We start from the raw sequence: 17,604 nt of genomic DNA on the forward strand, positions 1-17,604 counted from the left end.
GAGGAGTCAATTTTCACCCTCTATGATCCCAGGCCGTTTGCGTCCACACTTACTCCATCGAAACGAACTGAGGGTGAAACAATGATCTACTTACGCAAAGCAAACGAACGTGGTCACGCGAATCATGGCTGGCTGGACTCATGGCATTCATTCTCGTTTGCCGACTACTACGACCCGAACTTTATGGGCTTCTCCGCACTGCGCGTCATTAACGATGACGTGATTGATGCAGGCCAGGGCTTCGGTACCCACCCGCACAAAGACATGGAAATCCTGACGTATGTGCTGGAAGGGGCGGTTGAGCACCAGGACAGCATGGGCAACAAAGAGCAGGTTCCGGCGGGCGAGTTCCAGATTATGAGTGCGGGTACCGGGGTGCGTCACTCTGAATACAACCCAAGCAAAACGGAAAAACTGCACCTGTATCAAATCTGGATCATTCCGGAAGAAACCGGCATCACCCCGCGCTACGAACAGCGCCGCTTTGATGCTAAACAGGGTAAACAACTGGTGCTCTCTCCGGATGCGCGTGACGGTTCGCTGAAAGTGCATCAGGATATGGAACTGTACCGCTGGGCGCTGGCAAAAGACGAACAGTCTGTCCATCAGATTGCCGCTAACCGCCGCGTCTGGATCCAGGTGGTGAAAGGCGAGGTGTCTATTAACGGCACGAAAGCCACCACGGCGGATGGTCTGGCAATCTGGGATGAGCAGGCACTGTCCGTGCATGCCGACAGTGAAAGCGAAATTCTGCTGTTTGATCTGCCACCGGTGTAATAAATCATAAATAAATGCCCATCCTTCCCTTTGACAGGGGAAGGATGGGCTTTGTCCGTGATAAACTGAGCAAATCTATCACTTACGATTTCTCAGGACGATGAAAAAGAAACGCCCCGTACTTCAGGATGTAGCCGATCGCGTCGGTGTGACCAAAATGACGGTCAGCCGGTTTTTACGTAACCCGGAACAGGTTTCCGTGGCGTTGCGTGGCAAGATTGCCGCTGCCCTCGATGAACTGGGGTATATCCCTAACCGCGCCCCCGATATTCTTTCGAATGCGACCAGCCGCGCGGTTGGCGTCCTCCTGCCTTCCTTAACCAACCAGGTTTTTGCCGAAGTGTTGCGCGGCATTGAAAGCGTGACCGATGCCTTTGGCTATCAGACCATGCTCGCCCACTATGGGTACAAGCCGGAACTGGAAGAAGAACGTCTGGAATCCATGCTCTCCTGGAACATCGACGGTCTGATTTTAACCGAACGTACTCACACCCCCCGTACGCTAAAAATGATTGAAGTGGCAGGCATTCCGGTGGTGGAGCTGATGGACAGCCAGTCGCCGTGTCTCGATATTGCGGTGGGCTTTGATAACTTCGAAGCGGCGCGCCAGATGACGGCGGCCATCATCGCCCGCGGCCATCGGCATATTGCCTACCTGGGTGCACGTCTGGATGAACGTACTATCATCAAACAGAAGGGATACGAGCAGGCAATGCTCGACGCCGGTTTAACACCGTACAGCGTGATGGTTGAGCAGTCGTCATCCTATACGTCGGGTATTGAGCTGATGCGTCAGGCACGACGCGAGTATCCGCAACTGGATGGTATTTTCTGTACCAACGATGACCTTGCGGTCGGTGCAGCGTTCGAATGCCAGCGTCTGGGGCTGAAGATCCCCGAAGATATGGCGATTGCCGGTTTCCACGGCCACGATATCGGCCAGGTGATGGAACCCCGTCTGGCGAGCGTCCTGACACCGCGTGAACGTATGGGCCGTATTGGCGCAGAACGCCTGCTGGCGCGCATACGTGGCGAAACGGTGACGCCGAAAATGTTAGATTTAGGTTTCACCTTGTCACCGGGTGGATCTATTTAAGCTGACAAATTTGAAGTGGGTCACACTTATTCACTTCGCGCACGTTTGGATATTGCTTCTCTTTTGCCCCGGCAGGACAATGTTACCGATAACTGTTACCCGTAACAATTGACTGAGGGACACCCTTTGAGCACGACTAATCATGATCACCACGTTTACGTCCTGATGGGCGTTTCCGGTAGCGGTAAATCTGCCGTGGCCAGCGAAGTGGCGCATCAACTTCATGCGGCGTTTCTTGATGGCGACTTCCTCCATCCGCGCAGCAATATCATGAAAATGGCCTCCGGCGAGCCGCTGAACGATGACGACCGCAAACCGTGGTTGCAGGCGCTGAATGACGCCGCGTTCGCGATGCAGCGTACCAACAAGGTTTCCCTGATCGTCTGCTCCGCGCTGAAAAAAACCTACCGCGACCTGCTGCGTGACGGCAACCCGAACCTCTCTTTCATCTACCTGAAAGGCGATTTCGAGGTGATTGAGAGCCGTCTGAAGGCGCGTAAAGGTCACTTCTTCAAAACCCAGATGCTGGTGACGCAGTTCGAAGCGCTGCAGGAGCCGGGTGACGATGAGAAAGACGTCTTAGTGGTTGATATCGATCAGTCACTGGAGGGTGTTGTTGCCAGCACCATCGAGGTCATTAATAAAAGGCAGTAAGTTTTGAGTACATTAACGCTAGTTTTAACAGCAGTTGGTTCCGTATTGCTGCTGCTGTTTTTAGTGATGAAAGCGCGTATGCATGCTTTCGTTGCCTTAATGGTGGTGTCTATTGGTGCAGGTCTCTTTTCCGGTATGCCGCTCGATAAGATCGCAGCGACGATGGAAAAAGGGATGGGAGGCACGCTGGGTTTCCTGGCCATTGTGGTCGCGCTGGGCGCGATGTTTGGCAAGATCCTGCATGAGACGGGCGCAGTCGACCAGATTGCCGTCAAAATGCTCAAATCCTTCGGACACAGCCGTGCGCACTACGCGATTGGCCTCGCCGGTCTGATTTGTGCGCTGCCGCTGTTCTTCGAAGTGGCCGTGGTGCTGCTGATTAGCGTGGCGTTCTCGATGGCGCGCCATACCGGCACTAACCTCGTGAAGCTGGTGATTCCGCTGTTTGCGGGCGTGGCGGCTGCGGCGGCGTTCCTGCTGCCTGGGCCTGCGCCGATGCTGCTGGCTTCTCAGATGCACGCCGATTTTGGCTGGATGATCCTGATTGGCCTGTGTGCAGCGATCCCGGGAATGATTATTGCCGGCCCGCTGTGGGGCAACTTCATCAGCCGTTACGTTGAGCTTCACATTCCGGATGACGTCACCGAGCCACACCTTGGCGAAGGTAAAATGCCGTCCTTCGGCTTCAGCCTGGCGCTGATCCTGCTGCCGCTGGTGCTGGTGGGGCTGAAAACCATCGCCGCGCGTTTCGTGCCGGTGGGGTCTACCGCGTACGAATGGTTTGAGTTTATCGGCCACCCGTTCACCGCGATCCTGGTGGCGTGTCTGGTGGCGATGTATGGCCTGGCGATGCGTCAGGGCATGCCGAAAGACAAAGTGATGGAAATCTGCGGCCATGCGCTGCAGCCTGCGGGTATCATTCTGCTGGTGATCGGTGCCGGTGGCGTGTTCAAACAGGTGCTGGTGGATTCCGGCGTGGGTCCGGCGCTGGGCGAAGCCCTGACCGGCATGGGGCTGCCCATTGCGGTGACCTGTTTCGTACTGGCTGCGGCGGTGCGTATCATCCAGGGCTCTGCGACGGTGGCATGTTTAACCGCCGTGGGTCTGGTGATGCCGGTGATTGAACAGCTTAACTACTCCGGTGCCCAGATGGCCGCGCTCTCAATCTGCATTGCGGGCGGTTCGATTGTGGTGTCACACGTCAACGACGCAGGCTTCTGGCTGTTCGGTAAATTTACCGGTGCGACCGAAGCGCAAACCCTGAAAACCTGGACACTGATGGAAACCATCCTCGGCACGACGGGTGCCATTGTCGGGATGATTGCGTTTACGCTGCTGAGTTAAACCCGGCTAAAAGCAAAAGGACAACGTGAGTTGTCCTTTTTTGTTTTTACCTAGCCCTTCATCCACGCGCGGATCCCGTCCAGGAACATCTGCGTTGCCATCATCACCAGAATCAACCCCATCAGGCGCTCCAGCGCGTTTACGCCTTTCTCACCCAGCAGGCGCAGGAACAACGACGACTGCAGCAAAATGATAAACGTCCCGCCCCAGGCAATCAGCAAGGCAATCACCAGATGGCTCATCTGATTAGGGTACTGATGCGACAGCAGCATCAGCGTTGCCAGAATCGTCGGTCCGGCGACAAGGGGAATCGCCAGCGGCACAATAAACGGCTCTTCCCCCGCGGGCAGGCCGCTGCTGCTGCCTTCGGCGCTCGGGAAAATCATCTTAATCGCTATCAGGAACAGGATAATCCCACCGGAAATCGAAACCGTTTCGGCACGCAGATTCAGGAAGGCGAGGATTTTCTCACCGGCAAACAGGAAGATGAACATCACCAGCAGCGCGATAAGCAGCTCGCGGATCATGATCGCCCGACGGCGTTTGGGTTCGGTGTGCTTCAGCACCGACATGAAGATAGGCAGGTTGCCCAGAGGATCCATTATCAGGATCAATAAAACCGCCGCGGATATGATTTCACTCATTAAAATTATCCCTGAAACTCTCTATGGTTATTATGATGATTAGCGCTATTTCTGATTGGCGGGCCATCATCGATTAATTTCGCTTGCGACTTTGGCAGCATTTTGTAATGTGAAGCATATCCCAGTTGAATACTGGTTTGCACAATCAGCACACACCCTCTGCAGGAAAAAAATGCTATGAAAAACGTTGGTTTTATCGGCTGGCGCGGTATGGTCGGCTCTGTTCTCATGCAACGCATGGTTGAAGAGCGCGATTTTGACGCCATCCGCCCGGTCTTCTTCTCCACTTCCCAGCTCGGCCAGGCTGCACCTTCTTTTGGCGGCAACACCGGTACGTTGCAGGATGCTTTCGATCTGGAAGCGCTGAAGGCACTCGACATTATTGTCACTTGCCAGGGCGGCGATTATACCAACGAAATTTATCCAAAGCTGCGTGAAAGCGGCTGGCAGGGCTACTGGATTGATGCGGCGTCTTCACTGCGCATGAAAGACGATGCCATCATCATTCTCGACCCGGTCAACCAGGACGTCATCACCGACGGCCTGAACAACGGCGTAAAAACCTTTGTCGGCGGTAACTGCACCGTCAGCCTGATGCTGATGTCCCTCGGTGGCCTGTTCGCACAGGACCTGGTGGAGTGGGTCTCCGTGGCGACTTACCAGGCCGCGTCCGGCGGCGGTGCGCGTCATATGCGCGAACTGCTGACGCAGATGGGCCAGTTGCACCACAGCGTTGCGACCGAGCTGGCAAATCCGGCCTCCGCTATTCTCGATATCGAGCGTAAAGTCACCGAGCTGACCCGCAGCGGCGAGCTGCCGGTGGATAACTTTGGTGTACCGCTGGCCGGTGGTCTGATCCCGTGGATCGACAAACAGCTGGATAACGGCCAGACCCGCGAAGAGTGGAAAGGTCAGGCTGAGACCAACAAAATACTCAATACCGCGAACACCATTCCAGTTGACGGTCTGTGCGTACGTATCGGCGCGCTGCGCTGCCACAGCCAGGCCTTCACGATTAAACTGAAAAAAGATGTGTCGATTCTGACCGTGGAAGAGCTGCTGGCTGCACACAACCCGTGGGCGAAAGTGGTTCCAAACGATCGCGACATCACCATGCGTGAATTGACCCCGGCTGCCGTCACCGGCACGCTGACCACCCCGGTGGGTCGTCTGCGTAAGCTGAACATGGGGCCGGAGTTCCTTTCTGCATTCACCGTCGGCGACCAGCTTCTGTGGGGCGCAGCCGAGCCGCTGCGTCGCATGCTGCGCCAGCTGGCGTAATAATTTGTTAAACCCCGGGGGGTGATTTTCACCCCCTTTTCCGCGTACTACATGGAGTAAAACGCATATGTCTTATTTTTTATCAGGAGTCATTTAGAGCGTTGGCTATGCTTTAAGGAAGAGTTATTTCTTACCTGAGGTTAGGACGGGGCTGAGAGGATGCCCGTTCAGGTCACATTAAAGTCGTCCCAGGCGCTAAAAAAGGACGACATAAAAAACAGGATGAATACCATGTCCGATCGTGTGGATAGAGACGTGATTAATGCGCTTATTGCGGGTCATTTTGCCGACCCCTTTTCCGTACTGGGGATGCACCGTACCGAGGCCGGGCTGGAAGTCCGGGCACTGTTACCGGATGCCACAGAAGTGTGGGTTATCGAACCCAAAACCGGCCGCAAGGTCGGCAATCTGGAATGCCTCGATTCTCGTGGCTTCTTTTCGGGCGTAATGCCCCGTCGTAAAAACCCTTTTCGTTATCAGCTTGCCGTTATCTGGCATGGTCAGCAAAATCTCATCGATGATCCCTACAGCTTTGGGCCTCTTTTACAGGAGATGGACGCGTGGCTGCTGTCTGAAGGTACCCACCTGCGACCTTATGAAACGCTGGGTGCCCATGCCGATACGATGGATGGCATCACCGGCACGCGGTTTGCCGTGTGGGCGCCTAACGCCCAGCGAGTCTCCGTTGTTGGCCAGTTCAACTACTGGGATGGCCGTCGTCACCCGATGCGTCTGCGCCGCGAAAGCGGTATCTGGGAGCTGTTTATCCCCGGCGCGCACAACGGCCAGCTGTATAAATTCGAGATGATCGATGCGCAAGGCAAGCTGCGTATTAAGTCCGACCCGTACGCCTTCGAAGCGCAGATGCGTCCGGAAACCGCGTCAATGATTTGCGGCCTGCCGGAAAAAGTTGTCCAGAGTGAAGAACGCAAGCAGGCCAACCGCTTTGATGCGCCAATCTCCGTCTACGAAGTGCATCTCGGTTCCTGGCGTCGCCATACCGATAACAACTTCTGGCTCAGCTACCGGGAGCTTGCCGACCAGCTGGTTCCGTACGCGAAATGGATGGGCTTTACCCACCTTGAGCTGCTGCCAATTAATGAACACCCGTTCGACGGAAGCTGGGGTTATCAGCCGACCGGGATGTATGCCCCGACGCGTCGCTTCGGCACGCGCGATGACTTCCGCTATTTTATCAATGCCGCGCACGCCGCCGGGTTAAACGTGATCCTCGACTGGGTGCCGGGCCATTTCCCGTCCGATGATTTTAGTCTTTCAGAATTTGACGGCACTAAGCTGTACGAGCACAGCGACCCGCGCGAAGGCTATCACCAGGACTGGAACACGCTGATCTACAACTACGGTCGTCGTGAAGTGGCAAACTACCTCGTGGGCAATGCGCTGTACTGGATTGAGCGCTTTGGCATTGATGCCCTGCGCGTTGATGCCGTGGCGTCGATGATCTACCGCGACTACAGCCGCAAAGAAGGCGAGTGGATCCCAAACGAGTATGGCGGCCGTGAAAACCTGGAAGCGATTGAGTTTCTGCGCAACACCAACCGTATTATCGGCGAGCAGGTAGAAGGTGCGGTGACGATGGCGGAAGAGTCCACCGACTTCCCTGGCGTCTCCCGTCCACCGTCAACCGGCGGACTGGGGTTCTGGTACAAATGGAACCTGGGGTGGATGCACGACACGCTCGACTACATGAAGCTGGATCCCGTCTACCGTCAGTATCACCATGACAAACTCACCTTCGGGCTGCTCTACAACTACACCGAGAACTTCATGCTGCCGCTGTCGCATGACGAAGTGGTGCATGGCAAAAAATCCATTCTCGACCGCATGCCGGGCGATGCATGGCAGAAGTTCGCCAACCTGCGTGCCTACTACGGCTGGATGTTCGCCTTCCCGGGTAAAAAACTGCTGTTTATGGGCAATGAGTTCGCCCAGGGGCGCGAGTGGAACCACGACACCAGCCTCGACTGGCATCTGCTGGAAGGGGGCGACAACTGGCACCACGGCGTGCAGCGTCTGGTGCGGGACCTGAACCTGACCTACCGTCACCACAAAGCCCTGCATGAGCTTGATTTTGACCCGTACGGTTTCGAGTGGCTGGTGGTGGATGACCATGAGCGCTCGGTGTTTGTCTTTGTGCGGCGGGATAAAGCCGGCAACGAAATTATCGTCGCCAGCAACTTTACCCCTGTACCGCGCCATCATTATCGCTTCGGGATTAACCAGGCCGGCAAGTGGCGTGAAATCCTGAATACCGATTCCACGCACTACCACGGCAGCAATGCCGGTAACGGTGGTCTGGTGCAAAGCGATGCCATTGAAAGCCACGGGCGACCGAATTCCCTGAGCCTTACGCTACCGCCGCTCAGTACCATCTGGCTGATCCGGGAGGGGGAATGACCCAGCTTACGGCAGGTAAACCCGAACCGCTCGGGGCACATTTTGATGGAAAGGGGGTGAATTTCACGCTCTTTTCTGCCCATGCGGAGCGGGTTGAACTGTGCGTATTTGACGGCGAGGGTAATGAACATCGTTACGACCTGCCGTCTCGCACAGGAGATACCTGGCACGGCTACCTGGCCGGGGGACGGCCAGGAATGCACTACGGCTATCGCGTACACGGCCCGTGGGCACCTGCGCAGGGGCACTGGTTTAACCCGGCGAAGCTGCTGCTCGATCCGTGTGCGCACCGCGTGGATGGCGAGTTTAAAGACGACCCTATTTTCCATGTCGGCTACGGTGAACCCGACCACCGCGACAGCGCCCCCGTGGCGCCTAAAAGCGTGGTGGTGAACGATCTCTACGACTGGGAAGACGATGCCCCGCCGCGCACGCCGTGGGGCAACACCGTTATCTACGAGGCGCATGTTAAAGGGCTGACGTATCTGCATCCATCAATCCCGAAAGAGATGCGCGGCACCTACAAGGCGCTCGGTCATCCGACCATGATTGCCTACCTCAAGCACCTCGGGATCACGGCCCTGGAGCTGTTGCCCGTCGCGCATTTTGCCAGTGAACCTCGTCTGCAGCGGCTGGGGCTCAGTAACTACTGGGGCTACAACCCGCTGGCGATGTTTGCGCTCGAACCCCGCTATGCCACTCATCCGGACAAGGCGCGGGACGAGTTTCGTGATGCGGTAAAGGCGCTTCATGCGGCAGGTATTGAGGTCATTCTGGACGTGGTACTGAACCACAGTGCGGAAAGCGATCTCGATGGACCGACGCTCTCCATGCGCGGAATTGATAACCGTAGCTATTATTGGATCAGGGACGATGGCGATTACTTCAACTGGACCGGTTGCGGTAACACGCTCAATCTCAGCCACCCGGCGGTCATGCATTTCGCGTATGAATGCCTGAAGTACTGGGTGGACACGTTCCACGTCGACGGTTTTCGTTTTGATCTGGCACCCGTTATGGGGCGTACGCCGGCCTTCAGCCAGCAGGCGCCGCTGTTTGAAGCGATCAAAAACTGTCCGGTGCTGTCACAGGTGAAGCTCATTGCCGAGCCGTGGGACATCGGTGAAGGGGGGTATCAGGTCGGGAATTTCCCGCCCCTGTTTGCCGAGTGGAACGATCACTATCGCGATGCCGCGCGCCGCTTCTGGCTGGAACGGAATCTGTCGCTGGGGGAGTTCGCCGGACGCTTTGCCGGGTCCAGCGATCTTTTTAAGCGCGATGGCAAACGACCGTCTGCGACGATCAACCTGCTGACGGCGCACGACGGTTTTACGCTCCGGGACTGCGTTTGTTTCAATCAGAAACACAATGAAGCGAACGGCGAGGAGAATCGCGATGGCACTAACAATAACCATAGCTTCAATCATGGTATAGAAGGGTTAGGCGGAAGCCTTGATGTTATCGAGCGGCGACGCGCCAGCGTGCATGCGCTGCTGACAACGCTGTTATTGTCGCAGGGCACGCCGATGCTGCTGGCAGGCGATGAACATGGTCACAGTCAGCATGGTAACAACAATGCGTATTGCCAGGACAACACGTTGACCTGGCTCGACTGGGGTGAAGCGAACAGCGGGTTGATTCACTTTACCGCTGCGCTGATCCATCTTCGCCAGCAAATTCCCGCGCTCACCGCCGATCGCTGGTGGGAAGAGGGCGACGGTAATGTCCGCTGGCTGAATCAAGACGCGCAACCCTTAAGCGCGCAAGAGTGGCAACACGGCGTACCACGCCTGCAAATCCTGCTTTCGGAGAGGTGGCTGGTCACGCTGAACGCGACGGATGACGTCGCTGAGATTGTTTTACCTGACGGGGAATGGCGCGCTGTTCCCCCATTTGCCGGAGCGGATAATCCGGTAGTAATGGCTGTCTGGCACGGGCCTGCGCACGGAGTGTGCGTATTCCAAAGATGATAAAAAAGGAGTTAGTCATGGTTAGATTAGAGAAGAACGATCCCTTAATGTTGGCACGCCAGCTACCATTAAAAACTGTTGCCCTGATACTCGCAGGCGGGCGTGGTACTCGTCTGAAAGATTTGACCATCAAACGCGCCAAACCTGCCGTCCACTTTGGTGGTAAGTTCCGTATTATCGACTTTGCGCTCTCCAACTGTCTGAACTCAGGCATTCGCCGCATTGGCGTCATTACGCAGTATCAGTCGCATACTCTGGTGCAGCACATCCAGCGCGGCTGGTCATTCTTCAGTGAAGAGATGAATGAGTTTGTCGATCTTCTGCCTGCCCAGCAGCGCGTTCACGGTGAGAACTGGTATCGCGGGACGGCGGATGCGGTGACGCAAAACCTCGACATTATTCGTCGTTATAACGCGGAATACATCGTGATCCTCGCGGGCGATCATATCTACAAGCAAGACTACTCCCACATGCTGATCGACCACGTCGAAAAAGGGGCGCGTTGCACCGTGGCATGCCTGCCCGTGCCTGTTGCTGAGGCGACGGCATTTGGGGTGATGCACGTCGATGCCGACGACAAGATTATCGATTTTGTCGAAAAACCGGCGAACCCACCGACAATGCCAGGGGACGATACCAAATCGCTCGCCAGCATGGGGATCTATGTCTTTGATGCCGATTATCTTTACGCGCTGCTGGAAGAAGACGACAAAGACGAAAACTCCAGCCACGACTTCGGCAAAGATATCATTCCGAAAATTACCAAAGCTGGCATGGCGTATGCACATCCCTTCCCGTTGTCCTGCGTGCAGTCTGATCCGAATGCTGAACCTTACTGGCGCGACGTCGGAACGCTTGAGGCCTACTGGAAGGCAAACCTCGATCTCGCGTCGGTGACGCCTGAACTGGATATGTACGACCAGAACTGGCCAATCCGTACCCACATGGAATCGCTGCCGCCGGCGAAATTCGTTCAGGACCGCTCCGGCAGTCACGGCATGACGCTGAACTCGCTGGTGTCCGGCGGATGCATTATCTCAGGATCGGTGGTGGTGCAGTCGGTGCTGTTCCCCCGCGTGCGCGTGAACTCATTCTGTAATATCGATTCGGCGGTGCTGCTGCCGGATGTCTGGGTCGGACGCTCATGCCGTCTGCGCCGTTGCGTTATCGACCGTGCCTGCGTCATACCTGAAGGCATGGTGATTGGTGAAAATGCGGAAGAAGACGCGCGTCGTTTCTACCGTTCGGAAGAGGGGATCGTGTTAGTAACACGGGAAATGTTGCGGAAGCTGCAGGTCAAACAGGAGCGATAATGCAGGTTTTACATGTATGTTCTGAGATGTTCCCGTTGTTAAAAACGGGCGGTCTGGCGGATGTTCTTGGCGCATTGCCTGCGGCGCAAATCGCCGGGGGTGTAGATACCCGAGTTCTGTTGCCCGCTTTTCCGGATATCCGGCGTGGTATTCCAGATGCAAAGGTTGTCACTCGTCGTGAAACCTTCGCCGGACGCATCACCCTGCTGTTTGGACATTACAATGGCGTAGGCATTTACCTGATTGATGCGCCGCATTTATACGAGCGACCGGGTAGCCCGTATCACGATACGAACCTGTTCGCCTATACCGACAACGTGCTGCGTTTCGCACTGCTCGGCTGGGTCGGTGCTGAAATGGCAACCGGGCTGGATCCGTTCTGGCGCCCGAATGTGGTACACGCTCACGACTGGCACGCCGGGCTTGCACCGGCGTATCTGGCGGCGCGCGGCCACCCGGCGAAATCGGTCTTTACCGTTCACAACCTGGCGTATCAGGGCATGTACTATGCCCATCACATGAATGACATCGATCTGCCATGGTCGTTCTATAACATGCACGGGCTGGAGTTTAACGGGCAGATTTCGTTCCTGAAAGCCGGCATCTACTACGCCGATCACATTACGGCCGTGAGCCCGACCTACGCCCGGGAAATTACCCAGCCGGAGTTTGGTAACGGTCTGGAAGGGCTGCTGCGACAGCGCCATCGTGAGGGCCGCCTGTCGGGGATCCTCAACGGCGTTGATGAGCAGATCTGGAATCCGGAGACCGATCTTCTGCTGGCGGCACGCTATGGCCGCGATTCCGTGGAAGACAAAGCGGAAAACAAACGCCAGCTGCAGATTGCGATGGGGCTGAAGGTGAACGATAAAGTGCCGCTGTTCGCCGTCGTCAGCCGTCTGACCAGCCAGAAAGGGCTGGATTTAGTGCTGGAGGCGCTGCCGGGCTTACTGGAGCAGGGGGGACAACTGGCGCTGCTCGGTGCCGGCGACCCGGTGCTGCAGGAAGGTTTCCTTGCGGCAGCGGCGGAACACCCCGGGCAGGTAGGGGTGCAGATTGGCTATCACGAAGCGTTTTCGCACCGGATTATGGGCGGTGCTGACGTCATTCTGGTGCCGAGCCGTTTCGAACCGTGTGGCCTGACGCAGCTTTATGGCCTGAAATACGGCACGCTGCCGCTGGTACGTCGTACCGGCGGGCTGGCGGATACCGTATCGGACAGTTCTCTGGAAAACCTTGCGGACGGTATCGCCAGCGGGTTTGTCTTTGAGGACAGTAATGCCTGGTCGCTGCTGCGGGCGATTCGGCGTGCTTTCGTCTTGTGGTCCCGTCCATCTCTGTGGCGTTACGTTCAGCGTCAGGCGATGTCCCTGGACTTTGGCTGGCACGTTGCGGCGCAGTCATACCGCGACCTTTATCAACGCTTGATGTAACGAGGCGAAGTTACTGATATGAATGCTCCTTTTAGCTATTCTTCACCCACGCTCAGCGTTGAGGCGTTAAAGCACTCTATCGCCTATAAGCTGATGTTTACCATCGGGAAAGACCCGGTCATCGCCAACAAACACGAGTGGCTGAACGCCACGCTGTTTGCCGTGCGTGACCGCTTAGTGGAACGCTGGCTGCGCTCTAATCGCGCCCAGCTCTCGCAGGAAACGCGGCAGGTTTATTACCTGTCGATGGAATTTTTGATTGGCCGCACGCTGTCCAATGCGCTGTTGTCGCTCGGTATCTATGACGACGTCAAAACCGCACTGGAAGAGATGGGGTTAGATTTAGAAGAGCTGATTGACGAAGAGAATGACCCGGGCCTCGGTAACGGCGGCCTGGGGCGTCTGGCCGCCTGTTTCCTGGACTCGCTGGCGACGCTGGCCCTGCCGGGCCGCGGCTACGGGATTCGCTACGACTACGGCATGTTCAAACAGAACATTGTGGAAGGCCGACAGAAAGAGTCTCCGGACTACTGGCTTGAGTACGGCAACCCGTGGGAATTCAAACGACACAATACGCGCTACAAAGTGCGCTTTGGTGGCCGTATTCAGCAGGAGGGAAAAAAATCCCGCTGGGTTGAGACGGAAGAGATCCTGGCCGTGGCCTATGACCAGATTATCCCCGGCTACGACACCGATGCCACCAATACCCTGCGCCTGTGGAGCGCCCAGGCCAGTAGCGAAATCAACCTCGGTAAATTCAACCAGGGCGACTATTTTGCGGCGGTGGAAGATAAAAACCACTCTGAAAACGTCTCCCGCGTACTTTATCCGGATGACTCGACCTATTCCGGACGCGAACTGCGTCTGCGTCAGGAGTATTTCCTTGTGTCCGCGACGATTCAGGACATCCTGAGCCGTCATTATCAGCTGCACAAAACCTACAGTAACCTGGCGGAAAAAACCGCCATTCACCTCAACGACACCCACCCGGTGCTTTCGATCCCCGAGCTCATGCGTCTGCTGATCGACGAGCACAAATTCAGCTGGGATGATGCGTTTGAAGTGACCTGCCAGGTCTTCTCGTACACCAACCACACCCTGATGAGCGAAGCGCTGGAAACCTGGCCGGTCGACATGCTCGGTAAAATTTTGCCGCGCCATCTGCAGATTATCTTTGAGATTAACGACTACTTCCTGAAGACGCTGCAGGAGCAGTATCCGAACGATACTGGCCTGCTGAGCCGGGCTTCAATCATTGATGAATCCAACGGTCGCCGCGTGCGTATGGCCTGGCTGGCGGTGGTGATCAGCCACAAGGTGAACGGGGTTTCCGGACTGCACTCGAACCTGATGGTGCAGTCGCTGTTTGCTGATTTCGCGAAGATCTTCCCGACGCGTTTTTGCAACGTGACGAACGGTGTTACCCCGCGTCGCTGGCTGGCGCTGGCTAACCAGCCGCTCTCCGACGTCCTGGACGAACATATTGGCCGCACCTGGCGTACCGATTTGAGTCAGCTGGGCGAGCTTGAACAGCACCTGGATTTCCCGGCGGTGAACAAAGCCGTGCGTGAAGCCAAGCTTCTGAACAAGAAGCGGCTGTCGGTGTATCTTGCGCTGCACCTGAACGTAGTGGCCAACCCGAAAGCGTTGTTTGATGTGCAAATCAAGCGTATCCATGAGTACAAGCGACAGCTCATGAACGTGCTGCACGTCATCACGCACTACAATCGCATCAAAGCCGACCCAACGGCCGACTGGGTGCCACGGGTGAAAATCTTTGCCGGTAAGGCGGCGTCGGCATACTACATGGCCAAGCACATTATTCATCTCATCAATGATGTGGCGAAGGTGGTCAACAACGATCCGGATATCGGTGACAAGCTGAAGGTGGTCTTTGTCCCGAACTACAGTGTGAGTCTGGCGCAGCTGATCATTCCTGCGGCGGACCTGTCTGAGCAGATTTCCACGGCCGGTACGGAAGCCTCCGGCACCAGTAATATGAAGTTTGCCCTGAATGGCGCACTGACCATCGGTACGCTGGATGGTGCGAACGTTGAGATGCTGGAGCATGTCGGGGCAGAGAATATCTTTATCTTCGGTAACACGACGGAGGAGGTGGAGGCGCTTCGCAGGAAGGGCTACTCGCCGCGCGAGTACTACGAAGAAGATGAAGAGCTGCGCCAGGTGTTGACGCAAATCGCCACCGGCGTGTTTAACCCTGAAGAGCCGAGCCGCTATCGCGATCTGGTCGATTCACTGATTAACTTTGGTGACCACTATCAGGTGCTGGCGGATTACCGCAGCTATGTCGACTGCCAGGACAACGTGGACGAGTTGTACCGTCAGCAGGAGAAGTGGACCAGCGCCGCGATGCATAACATCGCCAATATGGGCTATTTCTCATCAGACCGTACTATCAAAGAATACGCTGAAACTATCTGGCATATCGATCCCGTGCGGTTATAAAAAAACAGAGCCGGGTGGCGGCTTCGCCTGACCCGGCTTATGCGATCTGCAGGCCCGGGAAGCGTAACGCCACCGGGCTTTTTTACATCATGATGCTAATGACAGCTCACGCTTTCCCGCGTTCTGCGCCAGCCACTGCGCCACGCGCGACTGCTGCTCGGCATCCAGCCACATCCCTTCTTTGGTACGACGCCAGATGGCATCATCCAGGCGGCGCACCCACTCGTTTTCAACCAGATAGCGCAGTTCGGCTTCGTAAAGTTCGTGACCGAAATGTTCACCCAGGTCGGCAAGCGTTTTGGCTTCACCCAGGATCCATTCCGTATTACTGCCGTAGGTACGGGCGTAGTGACGCGCCATCCCTTCGGTGATGAACGGGTAACGACGGCGCAGTTTCGCGGCATAATCATCGCGGTTATCCCCAATATCGCCGCCAGGCAATACGGCACCTTTAGTCCAGGCCGGGCCAATGCCCTTGTAGTACGGCACCAGTTTTTCCAGCGCGTGTTCGGCCAGCTTACGATAGGTAGTGAGCTTGCCGCCAAAGACCGACAGCAGCGGTGCCTGGCCGTCCACGTCATGAATATCCAGCGTATAGTCGCGGGTGATGGCCTGCGGTGAGTCCGATTCGTCATCACACAGCGGACGCACGCCGGAGTAAGTCCAGACCACGTCATCGCGTGCCAGCTGTTTTTTGAAGTGCGCGTTATACACTTTCAGCAGGTAGCTGACTTCACTTTCGTCGATCTCGACATTTTTCGGATCGCCTTTGTACTCCACGTCGGTGGTGCCGATGATGGAGAACTCGTCCATCCACGGGATCACAAACACGATACGTTTATCTTCGTTTTGCAGGATATAGGCCTGCTTCTGGGTATGCACGCGTGGCACGACAATGTGGCTGCCTTTGATCAGGCGGATGCCGTACGGCGAAGGCAGGTGCATTCCCTCATCAAAGAACTGTTTCACCCACGGACCGGTGGCGTTTACCAGGCCGCGCGCTTTCCAGCTGAACTTCTCGCCGGTATCCACGTCTTCCGCTTCAACAACCCACAGGCCGTTTTCACGACGGGCAGCCGTGGCGCGGGTGCGGGTTTTCACCTCGCCGCCTTTTTTCACCACCATCTGCGCATTGGCAAGGACCAGACGCGCATCGTCTACCCAGCAGTCGGAATATTCGAATCCGCGCACGATTTCAGGTTTAAGGACCGATTCTGAGCCAAAACGCAAACCGGTCGATCCTGGCAGGCTGGTACGTTTGCCCAGATGATCGTACATAAACAGACCGATTCGAATCATCCACGCCGGACGCAGATGCGGGCGGTGGGGCAGGCGAAAGCGCATCGGAATCGCCAGATGCGGGGCCATTTTCAGCAGCACTTCACGTTCGGCCAGGGCTTCGCTGACCAGGCGGAATTCGTAGTGTTCCAGGTAGCGCAGGCCACCGTGGATCAGTTTGGAGCTGGCGGACGAAGTCGCGCAGGCGAGATCGTTAGCTTCCAGCATCAGCACGGATAAACCGCGTCCTGCAGCATCGGCCGCAATCCCGGCACCGTTGATGCCACCGCCTATCACAATCAGATCTTTGGTTTCCATAACACCCTCACGCACTTTCGTTAAAGCTCAGAAATGTTCGATATCGCTCATAATAGCAAAGGAACGCGCTTTTGGTAACATCAAAAAAACAATTTAGAGTGATATGGATAACATAATGGCGTTTACCCGCCGCCAGGACGTACACTACGGGGTAAAATAGTGCCGCTTGATGCCCTCGCCCAACCGTCTCACTTCAGGAGAGAGTGGGGGCGAGAGGAAGCGCACCACACCTGAATATAAGATGAGAGCACCATGGATCAGTTTGAATGTATTAACGTAGAAGAAGCCCATCAGAAAATGCACCAGGGAACGGCTGTGCTGGTGGACATCCGCGATCCACAGAGCTTTGCGATGGGCCACACGCCAGGCGCGTTCCACCTGACCAACGACTCCCTGGGCGCGTTTATGCGCGATAACGATTTCGACACGCCGGTGATGGTCATGTGCTACCACGGCAACAGCAGTAAAGGTGCAGCGCAGTACCTGCTTCAGCAGGGCTACGATGCGGTTTACAGCGTTGATGGCGGCTTCGATGCCTGGCATCGTCATTTCCCGGCAGAAGTTGAATACGCGTTTGAGCGCTGATACCGCTATACTGTCCCCTTTTGTGTG

General features: G+C 56.1%; 13 protein-coding genes. 11 read left to right on the top strand and 2 right to left on the bottom strand.

Translation table 11 applies throughout. The features are described from left to right. Positions 1-81 precede the first annotated feature (81 nt). The 4 genes from AB6731_RS18710 to gntU all read left to right on the top strand — a co-directional run bounded on the left by AB6731_RS18710 (position 82) and on the right by gntU (position 3,871). Positions 82-777 (top strand): pirin family protein, encoded by a 696-nt coding sequence (locus AB6731_RS18710; RefSeq protein ID WP_014171990.1) that lies wholly within the window; start codon positions 82-84, stop codon positions 775-777. A gap of 100 nt (positions 778-877) precedes the next feature. Then, the gene (gene gntR / locus AB6731_RS18715) at positions 878-1,873 is read left to right on the top strand and encodes a gluconate operon transcriptional repressor GntR (protein WP_014171989.1); all 996 of its coding nucleotides are present in this window, start codon (positions 878-880) and stop codon (positions 1,871-1,873) included. A gap of 126 nt (positions 1,874-1,999) precedes the next feature. Continuing rightward, positions 2,000-2,527, top strand: coding sequence for a gluconokinase (gntK, locus tag AB6731_RS18720; RefSeq protein WP_020884556.1), 528 nt, complete (start codon positions 2,000-2,002; stop codon positions 2,525-2,527). Between the two features lie 3 nt (positions 2,528-2,530). After that, positions 2,531-3,871, top strand: a complete 1,341-nt coding sequence (gene gntU / locus AB6731_RS18725; RefSeq protein ID WP_014171987.1) for a gluconate transporter — start codon at positions 2,531-2,533, stop codon at positions 3,869-3,871. Between the two features lie 50 nt (positions 3,872-3,921). Here the strand turns inward: gntU and yhgN are convergent, their stop codons facing one another. Next, positions 3,922-4,515 carry an NAAT family transporter YhgN gene (yhgN, locus tag AB6731_RS18730; protein ID WP_003861574.1) on the bottom strand — a complete coding sequence of 198 codons (594 nt, stop codon included), beginning with the start codon at positions 4,513-4,515 and terminating at the stop codon, positions 3,922-3,924. 177 nt (positions 4,516-4,692) lie between these two features. Between yhgN and asd the strand changes: the two genes are divergently transcribed. The 6 genes from asd (at position 4,693) to glgP (ending at position 15,396) form a co-directional block, all read left to right on the top strand. Continuing rightward, positions 4,693-5,796: an aspartate-semialdehyde dehydrogenase gene (gene asd / locus AB6731_RS18735; protein ID WP_371006656.1), complete on the top strand. Its 1,104-nt coding sequence runs from the start codon at positions 4,693-4,695 to the stop codon at positions 5,794-5,796. 231 nt (positions 5,797-6,027) lie between these two features. Then, a complete protein-coding gene (gene glgB, locus AB6731_RS18740) occupies positions 6,028-8,214 on the top strand; it encodes a 1,4-alpha-glucan branching enzyme (protein ID WP_086462856.1) in 2,187 nt (728 codons plus the stop codon). Further along, a complete protein-coding gene (gene glgX, locus AB6731_RS18745) occupies positions 8,211-10,184 on the top strand; it encodes a glycogen debranching protein GlgX (RefSeq protein ID WP_371006657.1) in 1,974 nt (657 codons plus the stop codon). The genes glgB and glgX overlap by 4 nt, the downstream gene beginning before the upstream one ends. Before the next feature lie 17 nt (positions 10,185-10,201). Then, positions 10,202-11,497, top strand: coding sequence for a glucose-1-phosphate adenylyltransferase (gene glgC, locus AB6731_RS18750; protein WP_020884559.1), 1,296 nt, complete (start codon positions 10,202-10,204; stop codon positions 11,495-11,497). Further along, a complete protein-coding gene (gene glgA / locus AB6731_RS18755; protein WP_371006658.1) occupies positions 11,497-12,930 on the top strand; it encodes a glycogen synthase GlgA in 1,434 nt (477 codons plus the stop codon). The genes glgC and glgA overlap by 1 nt, the downstream gene beginning before the upstream one ends. 18 nt (positions 12,931-12,948) lie before the next feature. Further along, on the top strand, positions 12,949-15,396 hold the full coding sequence (gene glgP, locus AB6731_RS18760; RefSeq protein ID WP_014171981.1) for a glycogen phosphorylase: 2,448 nt from the start codon (positions 12,949-12,951) through the stop codon (positions 15,394-15,396). Positions 15,397-15,483: 87 nt separating this feature from the next. Here the strand turns inward: glgP and glpD are convergent, their stop codons facing one another. Further along, positions 15,484-16,992 (bottom strand): glycerol-3-phosphate dehydrogenase, encoded by a 1,509-nt coding sequence (glpD, locus tag AB6731_RS18765; RefSeq protein WP_020884561.1) that lies wholly within the window; start codon positions 16,990-16,992, stop codon positions 15,484-15,486. 252 nt (positions 16,993-17,244) lie between these two features. Here glpD and glpE point away from each other — a divergent pair, with 252 nt between their 5' ends. Further along, entirely contained in the window at positions 17,245-17,577 is a 333-nt protein-coding gene (glpE, locus tag AB6731_RS18770; RefSeq protein WP_020884562.1) for a thiosulfate sulfurtransferase GlpE, read from the top strand. The last annotated feature ends 27 nt before the right edge of the window (positions 17,578-17,604 follow it).

The sequence above is a fragment of the Enterobacter sp. RCC_40 genome (assembly GCF_041360735.1).
In the GTDB taxonomy this organism is placed as follows: Bacteria; Pseudomonadota; Gammaproteobacteria; order Enterobacterales; family Enterobacteriaceae; genus Enterobacter; species Enterobacter ludwigii.